Origin of the sequence: Mesorhizobium sp. LNJC405B00 (assembly GCF_000502615.1) — a bacterium.
Lineage (GTDB): Bacteria > Pseudomonadota > Alphaproteobacteria > Rhizobiales > Rhizobiaceae > Mesorhizobium.
In genome coordinates this window covers 35,900-53,335 of record NZ_AYWC01000006.1, presented here as the reverse complement: position 1 = coordinate 53,335, position 17,436 = coordinate 35,900, and the positions used below count along the sequence as shown (strand labels likewise).

Below are 17,436 nucleotides of genomic sequence, written 5' to 3'. Positions count from 1 at the left end.
GTCCGACGAAACGTTCAGTGCTGTCCCTTCAGGACGACCAGATAGCCGCGTTCCACCGGCTGCCGGAAGGCGATCTGTTCGGATGTGCCCGGATCTTTCGATTGCTTTTCGATGACGTAGCCGCCGGGATGAGACTTGAGCCATTCCTCAGGCTTGTCGGCGTTCTCGAATGGCTTCTCTATTCGCCCAAGGAAACCGACCTCGCCCTGATAGTCGTAAGCGACGGCCCAGTCGGCGTCCTTTCGTTCGACGATGAAGCTCGCCAGCGGCGTGAGATCGTAGCGTTTGAACACGGTCGCCGAGGCGGCGGCGTGGCCGATGGCGAAAAGGGCAAGCATGACAAAGGCCGTCGCCCTCAGCCTGGCGACTGAAATCTCGGCCATGAAGTAGCCCAGCAGAATGGTCGCGAACGGTAGTGCCGGCACGACATAGTGCGGCTGCTTGCCGGATATGGCGCTGAAGACCAGCAGCACCGCAATGAACGAGAACGACAGCAGGCGCAGGGCACGCAGATCCGGGGATTTGGTGTCGATCAGGCTGCGTATCCGGGCAACCGGCCTCAGCCGCCACACCGGGGGGATAAAGGCCCAGGGCACGAACATGAGCGGCAACAGCATCAGGTAAAAGTAAAACGGCCGGCCATGCGAATTGTGCAGGCTTCCGGTAACCCGACCTGCCGACTGGTTCCAGACGAGATCGTAGACGAAACTGCCCTTGGTCAGGATGGTCGCGGGCGCCAGCCATATGGCGACCGGGACAAGGGCGGCGAGAATTGCCAGGCCGGCTCCGGCAAAGAACTGCAAAGGGGCAAGGCCGGCTCGCCGGTCACGCCAGAGGGGATAGAGCAGGACGGGCGCGCCGATGTGAATGAGCACGACCGGGCCTTTGGCCAGCACGCCGAGCCCGATGAACAGACCCGCCAGCACCGCCTGCCACCGGTTGCCGGTCCTGGCGAAGGCCAGCAACGACAGCAGTGCGGCGACCACGCAGGCCGTCAAAAGCATGTCGAACAGGATCAGGGTCGAATAGATGACAAAGACGGTGCTGCCGGCCACCAGCCAGGGGATGCGGCTGGCGATGTCCTGGCGCTCGGGAAACAGGGTTTTGGCCAGAAGCGTCGTCAGCCAGATGACCAGCGACGAGGCGGCGAAGATGACGAGCATCGCCGCCGCGCGGCTCACACCGAAGATGTTCCAGACGAGATCGATGAGCCAGAACAACAGCGGCGGCTTCTGCAGATAGGGCGCAAAGTTCATCGTCGGTACGAAGACATGTCCACCGAGATACATCTCCCAGGCGACGCTGAGATAGCGCGTCTCATCGACCGGCAGTAGCGGACGAAAAGCGAGCGCGATGCAAAGCAGGGCCAGCAGGAAGAGGTAAGGCAGCAGCCGTTCAATTCGTGTCGGTATCAAGTTCGGGGACCGCCCAGGAAATGGTTTCCACGTCCGGTCGTGCATGATGCACCGTCTCCGGACCGGAGCAGAACCGCACCATGATTTTGGCCGAATTGCAACGATGCCGGCTTGGTATTGTGGATTACGCCTGCGTACCGGCAAATAGTTGAAAAATTTGACGATTGGCTCCGAGTATGGCTTCAGGCCGAGCGCAGCGGCGGCGTCAATTCGCGCATCAGGAGTTCCAGCTCTCGCTGGTCGCCGGTGGCGGTCTTGTCGAAGATGGTTGCCAGCTGTGATTTGACGGTGCCGTCCGAGACGCCGCTGGCAGCCGCGATTTCACGCCGTGTCAGCCCGGCGGCGACATGGCCGGCGACACGCTTTTCCGCTGCGGTCAGTCCGAACAGCGCAGCGATCGCTTCCAGCGCCGGCACTGATGCGGCGCCGGCGGCGGCAATGAAGATGGCCGCGGCGGCGCGCGGCGACATGCGGGCCGAAATGTCGCGTCGCGCCAGAGGCATGACATGCGCCACCGCCGGAGACATGGCCTTCACCAGCGGAATGTTGATGCCGGACGGTCCGAGCGCGAATTCGTCGCGCGTGCCGAGCTGGACGGCGCGGCCGATGGCGGTGTTGGCGTTGGCATAAGCGAAGGACAGCTGGCCGCGCACCGAGGACACTGAGGCGGTTTCGGTGAGCAGGGCTTCGGCTGCCCGATTGGCGAAAATGATCTGCATATCGTCGGCGACGATCAGCACCGGATGGTCGAGGCTCTCGAGGATGGAGCGAAAGACGTCGGCCTTGCGCCGCTCGGCCTCGAACAGGTCGCCGATGGTCACCGCACGCCGGACATGGGGGGCGAGCCTGGACATCAGGTCGATATCCCTGGCTGAAATCTGGGGCCTGTCCTTGTCGGTAACCACCATCAGCGTGCCGGTGCGCGCCGGCTGCTTCATCAGCGCCACCCAGAAGAAATCGTCGAGACGGTTGGGTTCCACCCACTCGCGCACGATGCGGCTTTCGAGCCAGTTCTGGCGGGCGTCAGGGCCTTGCAGGGCGTAGACGCTGTCGACGGTCAACGGTATGTCGACTTCCATCTTCGGCACCGCCTTGAAAAAGGGCACCTCGCAGGCGTAATCGCGCTGCAGCGGTTCAAGCAGGACCGGATCGCCGCAGGAAGTCGAAAACCGGGCCGAGTTGCTCGCCGTATCGACGACCGCCAGCATGGCAAGCCGGCCGAACGCCAATTTGCAGATTGATTCAAGCGTCGATGGCCAACGGCCGACATCGACAATCGAATCATAGATCGCTTCGACGATCTGCGGCAGGGCGCGACCGAATATGTTGGCCTGGATAGACACGTAGAGCCTCGTAAGTATTGCAGCGTAGTGGCAGGTCACACACTGTCTCCGCCTGGGGTCGCACACAACATAGCCGGGCTGGTTACGTCTGTGAAACGTCTCACAGCGGCGTTCGATGTATTGTGAGCGCTTACGGGCTGGCCAGAACATGCCTGATGAGCCGTTGTCTAAGAGCGCTCGGGCCGGTCTGCGATACAAATCAAAGTGAACGGAATTGGAATTTCTCAGGGAATAAATGAGGAAACTTCCACATTGTCGATCAACCTGGTTCTGCCAAGCCACGCCGCGGCAAGCAGGCGGCCATCGCCGTCACGCCGCCACGAGGTGAGCGTCAGGCCCTCGCGCGCGGCGACATAGTCGACGCTGTCGAAGCCTGCCTCGAGAAGCGCGGCAGTGGCTTTACCGGTAACGCCGTTTTCATCGGCACCGGCCGCGAGCGCTGCCGCCGTCTGGCGCAAGATGACATTGAGCTGTCGCGCGACGTCGAGTTCGGCGGCGTCGAGATAGGCGTTGCGCGACGACATTGCCAGGCCGTGCGCATCGCGCACGGTTGGCGCGCCGACGATTTCCACCGGAAGGTCAAGATCGCGGCAGAGCTTTCGGACGACGCAAAGCTGCTGGTAGTCTTTTTCGCCGAAGATGGCGTAGTCGGGCAGGGCTTGCAGAAAGAGCTTGGCCACGACCGTGGCGACGCCCTCGAAGAAGGTCGGCCTGAAATCCGATTCCAGGCCAGAAGACGGGCCGCCGACCGAAATCTTCGTCGCAAAGCCTGCCGGATACATCTCGGAAACCGTAGGCGTGAAGGCAAGCTGTGCGCCGGCCTCGGTCAGCCGGTCGAGATCGCGGGCCAGCTGACGCGGATACTTGTCGAGATCTTCAGTGGGGGCGAACTGGGCCGGGTTGACGAAGATCGAGACGACGCAGCGATCGGCCGTTGCGAGCGCGGCCCCGACCAGCGAGATATGGCCGTCATGCAAAGCGCCCATGGTCGGCACCATGGCGACGCTCAGGCCTTCGCGCCGCCATTCGCGGATCTGCGCGCGAAGGCCGGGCACGGTGTCGACGACGAGCGGCTGGCGGATGGGGGGCCGGTTCATGCCTTGTCCTTGTCGCTCGCGGCTGAAAAGACGTGGCCCGGCCCAGGGAAGGTGCGGCTGCGCACCTCCGCTGCGTAGCGCGCTGCGGCATCGGCGACCACGCTGCGCAAATCGGCGTATTCCTTGACGAATTTCGGCACCCGGTCGACCGTCAGGCCGACCATGTCGTCGATGACCAGGATCTGGCCGTCGCAATCGCGGCTGGCGCCGATGCCGATGGTTGGAATGGCAATGCGCCGGGTGAGGTCGGCGGCAACAGTCTCGACCGTGCCCTCGATAACCAGCGAAAACGCGCCGGCCTTTGCGACCGCGTCGGCGTCGCGCATGAGCGCGGCCACATTCTCCGGCGTGCGGCCCTTGATCTTGTAGCCACCGTCCTTTTCCACCGATTGCGGCTGCAAGCCGATATGGCCCATCACTGGAATGCCGGCCGCGACGATTGCCGCGATCTGGAGGGCGACGTCGACGCCGCCTTCCAGCTTCACCGCCTGGCAGCCGGTTTCCTCAGAGATGCGGCGCGCCGAGGCAAGGGCTTGCGCGGCCGAAGTCTCGTAGCTGCCGGCCGGCATATCGACCACCACGCAGGCCTTTGATGAACCGCGCATCACGGCCTGGCCATGGGCGATCATCATCTCCAGCGAGGCGCCGAGCGTGGTCTTGTGGCCATGCAGCACCATGGCAACGCTGTCGCCGACCAGGAGAAGGTCGACATGATCGTCGAGCAGGCGGGCGACGGGATAGGTGTAAGCGGTAAGGCATACGATCGGCACGCCGCCCTTGCGGGCGCGTATTGTCTCCGCACTGATCCTGGCGACAGCTAAGGCCATTCCTCACCTCCCGCAGCCGGCGTTGACTACAGCGCCGCGCCCCGTGGACGCGCAAAGGACGCTGTAGCACTTGGGTTTGCGCATGATCCTTTCCGAAAATCGATTTCGATTTTCGGGGTCATGCGGCAGCGCCGGGCGATGAGAGCTTTAGGAAGACGCAGCCGGCTTGGCAAGCGTCGGTTCGCAGGTGCGAAATGGATCGGCCAATCACCGAGCGTTTCGGCATGCCGTCAGTGCCGCAGGCGCCGCAAAACCCTTGCCTTCGCCAAGGCCTGACGCCATAAGCAGGGACAGCCACCGCCGCGCGCCCGCGAGGATCTGAATGAAAACTTTCCTTCTGCAGTTTTTCACCTGGTGGAACCGCCAGACGCTGGGAACCCGTTTTCACACCTGGCGCCACGGCAACAAGGTCGGCCAGGATGGGGCCGGCAACGTCTACTACGAAGGCGGCGTCGATTCGGAAGGCCGCACCCGCCGCTGGGTCATCTACGCCAATTATTCGGAGGCGTCGGCGATCCCCCCGGGCTGGCACGGCTGGATGCATCACCGCGTCGATGTGGCGCCGCCAAGCGACGACTATCGGCCGCGCGAATGGGAAAAGGCGCATGAGCCGAACCTCACGGGAACACCGGCGGCTTATCGCCCAAAGGGTTCCGTGCTCACCAATCAGCACCGTCCGCAGGTGACGGGCGACTACGATGCGTGGACGCCTGGTTCTTGACCGCCGGCCGGTCCTTTGTCGCCACAATTGGCGTTTAGCTGCTTGCTGATATGACAACGGCGAATAGCCTTGGGCGTGACAGAATCACCCGGGCCCAAACCACCGGTATCTCCGCATGAACATTTTCAGCCTGACATCGATGGCCGGACTGGCGGCAATTGGCGCTGTCGCCATGTTCCCGACAGCGTTTGCCGCGGCGCAGGCGCCTGCGGCAGCACCCGCAATCTCCGATCGCATCACCAATCCGGTCGCCGAATTTGCCGGCATCGACAAGATCACCGGCCGTATCATCACCTTCGATGTCTACATCGACGAAACCGTGCAGTTCGGCGCTTTGCAGGTGACGCCGCGCATCTGCTATTCGCGGCCGGAGAATGAAGAGCCGAAGACCGATTCCTTCGTCGAAGTCGACGAAATCACGCTCGACCGCAAGATCCGCCGCATCTTCACCGGCTGGATGTTCGCCGAGAGCCCCGGCCTAAACGCCGTCGAGCACGCCGTCTATGACGTCTGGCTAAAGGGCTGCAAGCAGAAGTCGGATGTGCCGCCGCCCGACGCGGCCAATGCCGAGACGCCCAAGGTCGACACGTCCAAGCCAAAGCCCGCCGCTGCTCCGGCCGCCGAACAGCCGGACCCCACGGAGCCTGACGCGACCAACACCAACTGATCCTCCGGAACCGTCATGGCCACCATGCGTTGGGCCATGGACGACCGCGCATTTGCGTGCTTGGAGGATATTCTGATGTCGGACAGCAAACGGATCACGGCCAGCAAAGACGACCTGCTCGAACTCGAAAAGGGGTTCTGGACGGGCGACGAAGCTTACTACGCCGCCAATGTCGACACAGAATGCCTGGTGGCATTTCCTGAGATGGCACAGGCAATGGACAATGCCGATCTGGCCAAGACCGCGACCAAGCCCAACCGCTGGCGCGACCTTCAGATCGACCTCAAGGGTATCATCGAGCCCGGCAGCGACATTATCATGCTGACCTATGAGGCTCATGCGACACGAGAAAACGGCGAGCCCTACGCCGCGCTGGTCAGCACTGGCTATGTCCACCGTGTCAACGGCTGGAAGATGATGTTCCATTCGCAGACGCCGATGGAAACCGCGAAGGGCTGACCCCTTTCACCGGTCGAGCCGGCTCGGCCGCTCGGTCTCCGATCAGGGATAAAAAACGGCTTCGCCCTTCAGCGCGTCGGCCAACATCTTCTCGTATTTGACGCGCGGCACGTCGACCGCGCCGAAGCGTTTGAGATGCTCAGTGGTGAATTGCGTGTCGAGCAGGGCAAAGCCGCGCGCCTTCAGCCGCTCGACCAGATGATACAGGCAGGTCTTGGACGCGTCGGTTTCCCGGGCGAACATGCTTTCGCCGAAGAACACGCGACCGAGCGAGACGCCATAGAGGCCGCCGACCAGCCGTTCCTCGCGCCATGCCTCGACCGAATGGCAGTGCCCCAGACGGTGCAGTTCGATATAGGCTTCGCGGATCGGCGCGTTGATCCAGGTCGAGCGGCGCTCCTCGCGCTTTTCGGCGCAGCCGTCGATCGTCGCCTCGAAATCGAAATCGAAGCGGATGTCGAACGGGTGCTTGCGAATTGTCTTCCGCAAGCTCTTCGGCGTGTGGAAGCCATCGAGCGGTATGATGCCGCGCGTCTCCGGCCGCACCCAGAACACTTCCGGGTCGGAAGCGCTCTCGGCCATCGGGAAGACGCCCGAGGCATAGGCCTTGAGCAACAGGTCGGTCGGAATGCGATAGCCGGGAGCGTAAGGACGGGTCATCGCGGCATCATAGCGGCAAGTCGGGCGCTATTCCTCTTTGGCCAGATACTTTTCCAGCCAGTGGATGTCGTAGTCGCCATTGGCGATATCGGCATTGCCGACCAGGTCGCGAAACAGCGGCAGCGTCGTCTTGATGCCGTCGACGACGAACTCGTCGAGCGCCCGGCGCAGCCGCATCATGCATTCGACGCGGTTGCGGCCGTGCACGATCAGCTTGCCGATCAGGCTGTCATAATAGGGCGGGATCTTGTAGCCGGAATAGACACCGGAATCGACGCGGATGCCGAGACCGCCAGGCGTATGGAAATGCGTAATCGTGCCGGGCGAAGGCGTGAAGGTGCGCGGGTCCTCGGCATTAATGCGGCATTCTATGGCGTGGCCGTTGAACTTGATGTCCTCCTGGCGCACCGAAAGCCCGCCGCCGGAGGCGACGCGGATCTGTTCGTGGACGAGATCGATGCCGGTGATCGCCTCCGTTACCGGATGCTCGACCTGCAGCCGCGTGTTCATCTCGATGAAGTAGAACTCGCCATTCTCGTACAGGAATTCGATGGTGCCTGCGCCGGAGTAGCCGAGGTCGGCGATGGCCTTGGCACAGATATTGCCGATGCGGGCGCGCTCCTCGGCGTTGAGGGCCGGCGAGGGCGCCTCTTCCCAGACTTTCTGGTGGCGGCGTTGCAGCGAACAGTCGCGCTCGCCGAAATGCACGCCGCGGCCGGCGCCGTCGCCGAATACCTGCACCTCGATGTGGCGCGGCTTTTCCAGGTATTTCTCGATGTAGACGGCATCGTCGCCGAAGGCCGCGCCGGCCTCCGTGCTGGCTGTCTGCAAGGCGATCTCGAGATCGGCTTCGGTAAGGGCGACCTTCATACCGCGCCCGCCACCGCCTGCCGAAGCCTTGATGATCACGGGATAGCCGATCTCGGCGGCAATGCGCCTGGCTTCCTTCTGGTCGGTGACGGCGCCGTCGGAGCCCGGCACAACCGGAATGCCGAGCCGCTTTGCCGTGCGCTTGGCCTCGATCTTGTCGCCCATGATGCGGATATGGTCGCCCGACGGACCGATGAAGGTGATGTTGTGGGCGGCGAGAATGTCGGCGAACTTGGCGTTTTCCGACAGGAAGCCATAGCCCGGATGCACGGCATCGGCGCCTGTGATCTCGCAGGCTGCGACGATCTGGTGGATGTTGAGATAGCTGTCGCGCGACGGCGGCGGACCGATGCACACGCTTTCGTCGGCGAGCCTGACATGCATGGCGTCAGCGTCGGCGGTCGAATGCACGACCACGGTCTGGATGCCGAGTTCCTTGCAGGCGCGCAGCACCCGAAGCGCGATTTCGCCGCGGTTGGCGATGAGGATCTTCTGGAACATCCGGCCCGCTCTACTCGATCACGACGAGCGGCATGCCGTACTCGACCGGCTGGCCGTCCTCGAACAGGATCGCCGTCACCGTGCCGGCGCGCGGCGAAGGGATCTGGTTCATCGTCTTCATCGCTTCGATGATCAGCAGCGTCTGGCCTTCCTTGACCTTCTGGCCGACTTCGATGAAGGCCTTGGCGTCGGGCGAGGGCGCGAGATAGGCGGTGCCGACCATCGGCGAGGGGACCGCGTTCTTGGACGGGTCGGCCACTGCTGGTGCGGCAGCCGCGCCCGCCGCGGGCTGCTGCGCTGCCGGAGCATAACCGGCCTGCGGGGCGGCGATGGCGTGGACGGCCGGCGCCTGGCGCGACACGCGCACCTTCAGGTCGCCGAGCTCGACTTCGATCTCGGTGAGATTGGTGTCGTTCAGTATGCCCGCGAGATCGCGGATCAGTTGCTGGTCAACACCGGTCTTCTTTATCGACATTTTCGAGCCTTCTGTTTGTGGGCCGGTCATAGGCGTGCCGCCAGCGCCTGCAGCGCCAGCGAGTAGCCAAGCGGCCCGAACCCGCAGATCATGCCGACAGCGACCGGCGCGACCATGGAGACGTGGCGGAATGGTTCCCGCGCGTGGATGTTGGAGAGGTGAACTTCGGCGACGGGCAGCGGCGCGACAGCGCGGATGGCGTCGTGAATGGCAATCGAGGTGTGGCTGTAGGCACCCGGATTGATGACGATGCCGGCTGCCTTGTCGCCGGCTTCCTGGATCCAGTCGACGAGGTCGCCCTCATGGTTCGACTGGCGAAAATCAATCTCGAGGCCAAGGGCGGCGCCCGCCTGCTTACAGTCGTCGGCGATCGCGGCAAGCGTCTTGCCGCCATAGATGCCCGGCTCGCGCTTGCCGAGCGCGTTCAGGTTGGGGCCGTTCAGGACGAAAATCGTTTTCAAAAATGCCGACCTTTTCCGACGCCGGCCTCAAGCCGGCGCGCAGGGCCTTCTATAATGGGCATAGCCGCCCGCGGAAAGAGCACAAGTGCGATCTTTCACTGTCCACAACAGGCGGAAATGTGCCCGTGAGAAGGCTCGCGTGCAAGATCAGAGCGCGGCTTTCGCCGCCTCGATCTTTTCGGCCAGCACTTCCTGGCCGAGCGCGCCGAACACCACTTCATTGCCGACGACATAGGACGGCGTTCCGGTGATGGCCAGCTTGTTGGCGAGGTCGAAGGTCTTGGAGAAGGCCTCGGTGATGGTCGGGTCCTTCATCTTCTCGCGCAATTTCGCCTCATCGGCGCCTAGCGACAGCGCAACCTTGATGGCCGCCGCCTCGGTGGCGCGGCCCTGGCCGCCGAGCAGGGCGTTGTGGAACTCGCCGTATTTCTCCGGATGCATCAGGTGGAAAGCCATCGAGACGACGCTGGCCTTTTGCGAATCCGGCCCGAGGATCGGGAATTCCTTGAGCACGAAGCGCAGCTCCGGATCAGCCTTTGTCAGAGCCTGCATGTCGTCGATGGCGCGTTTGCAGAAGCCGCAATTGTAGTCGTAGAATTCGACGATGGTGACCTTGCCCTTCGGATTGCCGACGACGCCGTCGAAGGTCGAGTTGAAAATCTCGGACTTGGCCTTCTCGATGACGCCGAGGCTGGCTATGCGCTGCTCTTCCTTCTGCTTGGCCTCGAGCGCCTCCTGCACTTCGAGCAGCACTTCGGGGTTCTTCAGGAGATAGTCGCGGATAATGCCCTCGACCTCAGTGCGATCGATCTTGGTGTCGGCAGAGGCGGTCTGCACGGTCTGCGCCGTGCCGGCCTTGGCCACCTGCGGACTGCCGGCGACGAACCCGAAAGCGAGCATGGCAAGAGCAGCCGCCACTCCCGTCGTGCCGAGCAATATTGCCTTGTTCATCGTCTCATCCTCTTTACCGGTTCCGGTCTATCCTAGTCGCCGCGGGCGACCGGAAGGTTCATTTCTTGAGTTTGCCTGAAGGGTTGTAGTTTATGATGTCCTGCGCCCGAATCCAGCCGGGCTCGCCGCGCTTCAAGTCTTTTTGCGCGCGCATGGCGAAAATTTTCGCATTCGTGTAATCGCCGGAATAAAAGTGGCCCTCGGCGGTGGCGAGTTCCGCCGCCGGAATGTTGCCAAGCTCGCCATAGGCCTGGGCGAGATAGCGGTATCCGACCGTGTTTTCCTTGTCGCGCCCGAGACCGTTGTTGATCTGCACCACCGCCTTCTTCAGCGAGTCGGGCGTGCCGATGGCCATCAGCGCCTGGCCGAGGGAAACGGGCAACAGGCCCGACCTCACCGGATCGAGGCTGACCGCCTTGGCATAGGCGTCCGCGGCGTCCTTGGGCTTGTTGGCCTTCATCAGTATGTCGCCGCGCATTTCCTGGAAGTAGGGGTTCTTCGGCTGTTCCTTGATCAATGCATTGGCCTTGGTCAGTGCTGCACCCAGATTGCCGTAGAGATAGGCCATCTGCGCTTCGCCATAGCGCGAGGCGAGGCTGCCCGGGGCCTTGCGGATCAGCCGCGTGGCGGCGGCCTGGCCGCCCATATAGGCGGCGATCTTGATGCGCATCATGTCGTGCCGCTGCTGCAGTGCCGGCGGATCGACCTTGTCGACGTTAGGGCTCTGCTTGACCAGCACTTCGAGATTGGCGATGCGCTCCTGCGGCATCGGGTGGCTGATGCGGTAGGGATCGACCTGCGTGCCGGAAAGCGACAGCGCGCTCTGGAAGCGGGCGAAGGTCTTCAGCATGCCCATGCCGGACTGGCCGGTGGCATTGAGATAGGTGATGGCAGAGCGGTCGGCGGTCGACTCTTCGGTGCGCTGGTAGGCAAGAATGCTGCGCTGCGCCATCTCGCCGCCGCCCGCAGCCACGCCCATGCCGGCGCCGGCAAGGCCGCGGCTGTTGGTGGTGGCGCCGGCAACGATGGCGCCGGCGCCAAGCAGCGTGGCGATGATGGCCATGGTCTTGGCGCGCTCGAGCTGGTCGCGCAATTTCTGCTGATGGCCGCCGGCGATGTGGCCGGCCTCGTGGGCGATGACGCCGATGATCTCGTTGGGCGTTTCGGCCTGCATCAGCGCGCCGGTGTTGATGAACAGCCGGCGCCCGGTAACGAAGGCGTTGAAGCTCTGATCGTTGACCAGAACGATATCGACACCGTCATTGGCAAGACCGGCCGCCTTGAAGATCGGCCGCGCATAGTCGCGCACCAGCGCCTCGATCTCGGCATCGCGCACGACCGGCACCGCCTGCGCGAAGGCCGTCACCGAGCCGGTGACAGCGACGGCGGCGGCAAGCAAAAGCGTCGCGAAGCCGCGCGCTGTCTTCCCGATGGAAGATTTGGACATCGTCGATTTGGGTCGGCTCAGCATGAGGTCCACTGGTAAACGAGCGGGCGAACGATGAAAAGTCACGGCACCGAAACTAGGCGAACTTGTGATCCTCACATCAATCGGGCATTTGTGCGGCGCTGCCGCCGGTTCATGGCTTCGAGCGGCGGGCCGGACGGAGGTCAAATGGTAGTTTCGCTGTCGCGCCGCGGTGAAGTCGAGCCGTTTCACGCCATGGACATTCTGGCCGAAGCCAACCGGCTGAAGGCGACGGGCGTGCCTGTCGTCTCCATGGCCGTCGGCCAGCCATCCGATCCGGCGCCCGTGGGCGCGAGGGAAGCAGCCGCAAATGCGCTGAGGATCGGACGCATCGGCTATACCGACACGCTCGGTCTGGCGGATCTGCGCAAGGCGATCGCCGCGCATTATGGCGACCATTACGGGATCGATGTCTCGCCGAACCGGATCGCCGTGACCACGGGATCGTCGGCCGCCTTCAATCTGGCCTTCCTGGCGATGTTCGATCCCGGCGACCGCGTCGCCATCGCATCACCCGGCTATCCGGCCTACCGCAACATCATGGCCGCGCTCGGCATCGAGATCGTCGAGATCGAGNGAGATCGAGCTCGGCACGGACGCCTACCTGCACGCCGAGCATTTGAAATCGGCGCACCAGGAAAAACCGCTGAAGGGCGTGTTGTTCGCCAGCCCGGCCAATCCGACAGGTGCGGTCATTCCCGTCGACGAGTTGTCCGCACTGGTGAGGACAGCCGAAGAACTCGGCATCGCGGTGATATCGGACGAAATCTATCATCGGCTGGCCTATGCCGCGCCCGACACCACTGCGCTGGCCCATGGCTCAGGCGTGACGGTGATCAATTCCTTCTCGAAATATTATTGCATGACCGGCTGGCGCATTGGCTGGATGGTGCTGCCGGAAGCTCTGGTGAGGCCGATCGAGCGCATCGCCCAGAGCCTCTACATCTCGCCGCCGGAACTGTCGCAGATCGCGGCGATCGAAGCCTTCAAGGCGACGCAAGAGCTGGAAGCGGTAAAGGCGCGCTACGCCTGGAACCGCGAGCTGTTGATGCGGCGCCTGCCGGAACTCGGATTTCCCTTGGCGGCGCCGATGGACGGCGCCTTCTACGCTTTCTGCGATGTTACCCGGCATACCAATGACAGCATGGCCTTTGCGCGCAAGATGCTAGCCGAGGCGCATGTGGCGGCTACGCCCGGCCGCGATTTCGATCCACTTCAGGGCCACCGCACGATGCGCTTTTCCTATGCCGGCAGCCATGACGACATGGTCGAGGCGATGGTGCGCATCGAGCGCTGGCTGAAATAGCGGGGACGAGCATGCCGGATCTTGAACAAGCGCTGGCCGATGTCGCCGCCGAGATGGCCGAGCGCACCGATCGCGGTGACGTCGCCACCTACATTCCGCAGCTCGGCAAGGTCGATCCGAAGAAATTCGGCATTGCCGCCGTGACCAATGACGGCCGCGTGCTGGTCGCCGGCGACGCCGACCAGGCGTTTTCGATCCAGTCCATCTCCAAGGTGTTTACGCTTACGTTGGCGCTCGGCAATGTCGGCGACGCGCTGTGGCAGCGTGTCGGACGCGAGCCGTCGGGCAATCCGTTCAACTCGATCGTGCAACTCGAGCATGAGAACGGCATTCCGCGCAATCCGTTCATCAATGCCGGCGCCATCGTCGTGTCCGACATACTGCTTGCCGGCCACCAGCCGCGCGAGGCGATCGGCGAAATCCTGCGCTTCATCCAGTTCCTTGCCGATGACGAAACCATCATCATCGACCGCGAGGTCGCGGCTTCCGAACGCGCCACCGGCTATCGCAACTTCGCGCTTGCCAACTACATGAAATCCTTCGGCAATCTCAACCATGCACCGGAGCTGGCGCTGGGCGTGTACTTCCACCATTGCGCCATCGCCATGAACTGCCGGCAATTGGCGCTGGCCGGCCGCTTCCTCGCCAATGGCGGCAGAAACCCGGCAACCGGGCACTCCGTGGTGTCTGCCGAGCGGGCGCGGCGCATCGGCGCCATGATGCTGACCTGCGGCCACTATGACGGTTCCGGCGATTTCGCCTTCCGTGTCGGCATTCCCGGCAAAAGCGGCGTCGGCGGTGGCATATTGGGGATCGTGCCGGGTGTTGCTTCGCTCGCCGTATGGTCGCCGGGCTTGAACGCCAACGGCAATTCCAAGCTGGGGTCGATCGCCTTGGAAAAACTGGCCAGGATGATGAACTGGTCGATTTTCGCCCCCTGACGCCTTCCGTCATTCGCGCATGCAAAAATCCCGCGCCGTGGTTTGAACGGCGCGGGATTTTTGTCAGGAACCTATCTTAATCGGCTGAATAGCTTAGAAAAAGCCCTTCCGCTGCCACCAGCCGGCGCGCTTCGGCTTTTCCTCGGCCTTTGCCTCGTCGGCAACGCTGGAGGAAACCACCGGCACCGCGGAGGTATCCGCGGCCACGGCTTTGCGCCGTGACGGGCGAGCCTTGGCGGGCTCGTCGTCGACGGTCGTTTCCGTGGCGGCATCGGCCGCAGCGGGGGCGGCTGCTTCGACGGCAGCTTCCGGTGCAGCCTCGGCCGCCGTCTCATCGGCGACTTCCACCACAGCCTTCTTTGCCCTTGAAGCGCGCTTCTTCTTCGGCTTTTCGGCTGGAGCGTCGTCGTTCGCCGCGGCGGGAGCCGCTGCTTCTTCAACCGCTACGGCTGCTACGGGCTCGCTTGCGGCCGTTCCGACTTCAGCGGCCTCGGCCACCGAGGCGGTTTCGCCGGCTTCGGTCTCCGTGCCGTCTTCGCGACGATTGCGCTTGCCGCCGCGCTTGCCGCGACGGCGCTTCTTGCCCTGGGCGTCATCTGATGCTTCCACCGTTTCGACGGCGCCAACCTGGGCTTCGTCTTGCTGTGTTGCATCGTCATCGCCTGGTTCAGCGGCAAAGTCGTCGCTTGCCGCCGAAACCGAAGCACCTTCGGCGCCATGCTCGCGATCGCCATGTTCGCGTTCGCGATCCTTGCCGCCGCGCCGCCTGCGGCGCTTGCGACGCTTGCGGTCGCGGCCTTCGCCGTCCTCAGCCGATCTCGGCTGCTGCTGCGATTGCGGCTGCGCCTGGCGCGGCTGCTCGGCCTGTACCACAACCTCGTCGTCTTCCTCCTCGATGACGATCTCGTCCTCGGGCTCTTCCGGCTCGACATAGGCCGGGAAGGTTCGCGCTTCGACAAAGCCTTCCGGCTTTTCGGCAATGGCGCCGCGGAAGATCGCGTAGTGCTGCACACCGACCGTATCATCGGCCTCGACGGTGATGGTCAGGCCAAAGCGGCTTTCGAGTTCCACCAGCGTGCCGCGCTTGTGGTTGAGCACATAGAGAGCGGTCGCCGCCGGAGTCCGCACCGTGATGTGGCTGCGCGAATCCTTGAGCAGGAATTCCTCGATCGCCCGCACCACCATCAGCGCCACCGACGAATCGGAGCGCACATGGCCAGTGCCGCCGCAATGAGGGCACGGCTTCATGGTTGATTCCAGCACGCTGGCGCGGATGCGCTGGCGCGACATCTCCATCAGGCCGAAATGCGAGATGCGGCCGACTTGGATGCGGGCTCGGTCGTTCTTGAGGTGATCCTTCAGCCGCTTCTCGACGGAGCGGTTGTTGCGGTTCTCCTCCATGTCGATGAAGTCGATGACGATCAGGCCGGCGAGATCGCGCAGCCTTAATTGCCTGGCGACTTCTTCCGCCGCTTCAAGGTTGGTGTGGAGAGCGGTGTCCTCGATCGAGTGCTCCTTGGTGGAGCGGCCCGAATTGACGTCGATGGCGACCAGCGCCTCGGTCTGGTTGATGATGATGTAGCCGCCGCTCTTCAGCGTCACCTGCGGCTGCAGCATGCGGTCGAGCTGCGCCTCGATCCCGTTGCGCACGAAGATCGGCGTCGTGTCGCGGAACGGCTGAACGACCTTGGCGTGGCTCGGCATCAGCATGCGCATGAAATCCTTGGCCTCGCGGTAGCCTTCCTCGCCGGAGACAAGAATCTCGTCAATATCCTTGTTGTAGAGGTCGCGCACCGAGCGCTTGATCAGGCTGCCTTCCTCATAGACGAGGGCAGGGGCGGTGGATTGCAGCGTCAGATTGCGGACGTTTTCCCAAAGCCGCATCAGATATTCGTAGTCGCGCTTGATTTCCGCCTTGGTGCGGCTTTCGCCGGCGGTGCGCAGGATGACGCCCATGCCCTGCGGCACTTCGAGATCGGCAACGACCTCCTTGAGGCGCTTGCGGTCGACCGCACTGGTGATCTTGCGCGAAATGCCGCCGCCGCGTGCGGTGTTGGGCATCAGCACGGAATAGCGGCCGGCAAGCGACAGATAGGTGGTGAGTGCAGCGCCCTTGTTGCCGCGCTCTTCCTTGACCACCTGCACCAGCAGGATCTGCCGGCGCTTGATGACTTCCTGAATCTTGTACTGGCGGCGCACCGGCTTGCGGCGGCTGCGCACCTCTTCCAGCGCATCCTCGGCGCCTACGGATTCGATCTCGTGGTCGTCCGGATGCGAGGACTGCACCTCTTCCAGCATGCCGCGGTCATTGTCCCCGGAGGTGGCTTCGCCGCTTGCCTCGCTGGACGACCTTTCGTCACCCGGCTCCGCCGCAGGGACAGCTTCGGAGATCACATCCGCTTCGACGCTTGCCGCAATCGATGTCGGGCCGCCTTCCGACGGTTCGCTCCCGGATGTCTCGGCGTCGGAAGCTTCGCTGTCGCCATGCCCGGCATGATCGTCATGCCCGGCGGTATCGGCCGCGGCATGCTCGGAAGCAGGCTCTTCGGAGACGGCATCGCTGCCGGCATCGCCATGTTCGCCGTTCTCATCATCGGCGCCGGCGTCGCGCTTGTGTTCGCCGCGCTCACGACCCTTGCCGCCGCGCCGGCGGCCGCGCCGGCCGCGATCGCGGCTCTGGCGGTCGTCGCCGTCATTGTCCTCGTTCTCCTCGTCCTCGGCTTCCTGCGCTTCAGCGCGCAGCAAAGCCTGACGATCGGCGACCGGGATCTGGTAATAGTCGGGGTGAATTTCACTGAAGGCGAGGAAACCGTGACGGTTGCCGCCATATTCGACAAAGGCTGCCTGAAGGGAAGGTTCGACGCGCGTTACGCGGGCGAGATAGATGTTTCCTTTGAGCTGCTTCTTGTCCTGGGATTCAAAGTCGAATTCTTCAATACGGTTACCGCGGATAACGACAACGCGTGTTTCCTCCGGGTGGGAGGCGTCTATCAGCATTTTGTTGGGCATTATTTCGTTTCCTCCCGGCAGCCGTCAGCCGCAGCTTGCGAGGCAAAGCCCGCTGCTGCGTGTCTGGGATGTGGGTGCCGGATGTCTGAATGTCCGCCGGACGCCGCTTGAGCGCCATGGCGGTGCCGCCCGCAGCCACAATGGCGCGGTTTGATGCGGACCTTTCCATGATTGCGCTTGAAGCCATCGTCACCAGCAGAACCTTTTGAACCAAAGCCCGGACGAACCGGACCAGCTTGTTTGCTCATACAGAGCCGGCACGGGA

General features: G+C 63.3%; 15 protein-coding genes and 1 pseudogene. 5 read left to right on the top strand and 11 right to left on the bottom strand.

All coding sequences use genetic code 11. The features are described from left to right. Positions 1-14 precede the first annotated feature (14 nt). The 4 genes from X756_RS152210 to panB all read right to left on the bottom strand — a co-directional run bounded on the left by X756_RS152210 (position 15) and on the right by panB (position 4,682). Positions 15-1,415 carry a glycosyltransferase family 39 protein gene (locus tag X756_RS152210; protein WP_023729807.1) on the bottom strand — a complete coding sequence of 467 codons (1,401 nt, stop codon included), beginning with the start codon at positions 1,413-1,415 and terminating at the stop codon, positions 15-17. 182 nt (positions 1,416-1,597) lie between these two features. Continuing rightward, positions 1,598-2,758 (bottom strand): helix-turn-helix transcriptional regulator, encoded by a 1,161-nt coding sequence (locus X756_RS152215; protein ID WP_023715794.1) that lies wholly within the window; start codon positions 2,756-2,758, stop codon positions 1,598-1,600. Between the two features lie 224 nt (positions 2,759-2,982). After that, complete coding sequence (gene panC / locus X756_RS152220; protein ID WP_023715793.1) at positions 2,983-3,840, bottom strand: pantoate--beta-alanine ligase; 858 nt, start codon at positions 3,838-3,840, stop codon at positions 2,983-2,985. Between the two features lie 11 nt (positions 3,841-3,851). After that, the gene (panB, locus tag X756_RS152225; RefSeq protein ID WP_023715792.1) at positions 3,852-4,682 is read right to left on the bottom strand and encodes a 3-methyl-2-oxobutanoate hydroxymethyltransferase; all 831 of its coding nucleotides are present in this window, start codon (positions 4,680-4,682) and stop codon (positions 3,852-3,854) included. 322 nt (positions 4,683-5,004) lie between these two features. Between panB and X756_RS152230 the strand changes: the two genes are divergently transcribed. The 3 genes from X756_RS152230 (at position 5,005) to X756_RS152240 (ending at position 6,529) form a co-directional block, all read left to right on the top strand. Continuing rightward, complete coding sequence (locus X756_RS152230) at positions 5,005-5,403, top strand: NADH:ubiquinone oxidoreductase subunit NDUFA12 (protein WP_023667491.1); 399 nt, start codon at positions 5,005-5,007, stop codon at positions 5,401-5,403. Between the two features lie 115 nt (positions 5,404-5,518). Next, on the top strand, positions 5,519-6,070 hold the full coding sequence (locus X756_RS152235; RefSeq protein WP_023681499.1) for a DUF2155 domain-containing protein: 552 nt from the start codon (positions 5,519-5,521) through the stop codon (positions 6,068-6,070). 75 nt (positions 6,071-6,145) lie between these two features. Continuing rightward, positions 6,146-6,529, top strand: coding sequence for a hypothetical protein (locus tag X756_RS152240; RefSeq protein WP_023667489.1), 384 nt, complete (start codon positions 6,146-6,148; stop codon positions 6,527-6,529). Between the two features lie 42 nt (positions 6,530-6,571). Here X756_RS152240 and aat read toward each other — a convergent pair whose 3' ends face one another. From aat to X756_RS152270, 6 genes are all read right to left on the bottom strand, one after another. Beyond that, the gene (gene aat, locus X756_RS152245) at positions 6,572-7,189 is read right to left on the bottom strand and encodes a leucyl/phenylalanyl-tRNA--protein transferase (RefSeq protein ID WP_023681498.1); all 618 of its coding nucleotides are present in this window, start codon (positions 7,187-7,189) and stop codon (positions 6,572-6,574) included. A 27-nt stretch (positions 7,190-7,216) separates the two neighbouring features. After that, positions 7,217-8,560: an acetyl-CoA carboxylase biotin carboxylase subunit gene (gene accC, locus X756_RS152250; protein WP_023681497.1), complete on the bottom strand. Its 1,344-nt coding sequence runs from the start codon at positions 8,558-8,560 to the stop codon at positions 7,217-7,219. Positions 8,561-8,570: 10 nt separating this feature from the next. Next, positions 8,571-9,035, bottom strand: a complete 465-nt coding sequence (gene accB / locus X756_RS152255) for an acetyl-CoA carboxylase biotin carboxyl carrier protein (protein WP_023681496.1) — start codon at positions 9,033-9,035, stop codon at positions 8,571-8,573. Between the two features lie 26 nt (positions 9,036-9,061). Beyond that, the gene (gene aroQ, locus X756_RS152260; protein WP_023667485.1) at positions 9,062-9,496 is read right to left on the bottom strand and encodes a type II 3-dehydroquinate dehydratase; all 435 of its coding nucleotides are present in this window, start codon (positions 9,494-9,496) and stop codon (positions 9,062-9,064) included. Positions 9,497-9,643: 147 nt separating this feature from the next. Next, entirely contained in the window at positions 9,644-10,447 is an 804-nt protein-coding gene (locus tag X756_RS152265) for a DsbA family protein (protein ID WP_023667484.1), read from the bottom strand. A 58-nt stretch (positions 10,448-10,505) separates the two neighbouring features. Next, a complete protein-coding gene (locus tag X756_RS152270; protein ID WP_023691221.1) occupies positions 10,506-11,918 on the bottom strand; it encodes a M48 family metalloprotease in 1,413 nt (470 codons plus the stop codon). Between the two features lie 144 nt (positions 11,919-12,062). On the opposite strand from X756_RS152270, the pseudogene X756_RS01000000165460 reads away from it, so the two are divergent. Both X756_RS01000000165460 and X756_RS152275 read left to right on the top strand, forming a co-directional pair. After that, positions 12,063-13,221, top strand: a pseudogene (locus tag X756_RS01000000165460) (aminotransferase class I/II-fold pyridoxal phosphate-dependent enzyme). 11 nt (positions 13,222-13,232) lie between these two features. Continuing rightward, complete coding sequence (locus X756_RS152275; protein WP_023702472.1) at positions 13,233-14,162, top strand: glutaminase; 930 nt, start codon at positions 13,233-13,235, stop codon at positions 14,160-14,162. 93 nt (positions 14,163-14,255) lie between these two features. Here X756_RS152275 and X756_RS152280 read toward each other — a convergent pair whose 3' ends face one another. After that, a complete protein-coding gene (locus tag X756_RS152280) occupies positions 14,256-17,171 on the bottom strand; it encodes a ribonuclease E/G (protein WP_023729806.1) in 2,916 nt (971 codons plus the stop codon). Positions 17,172-17,436: the final 265 nt, after the last annotated feature.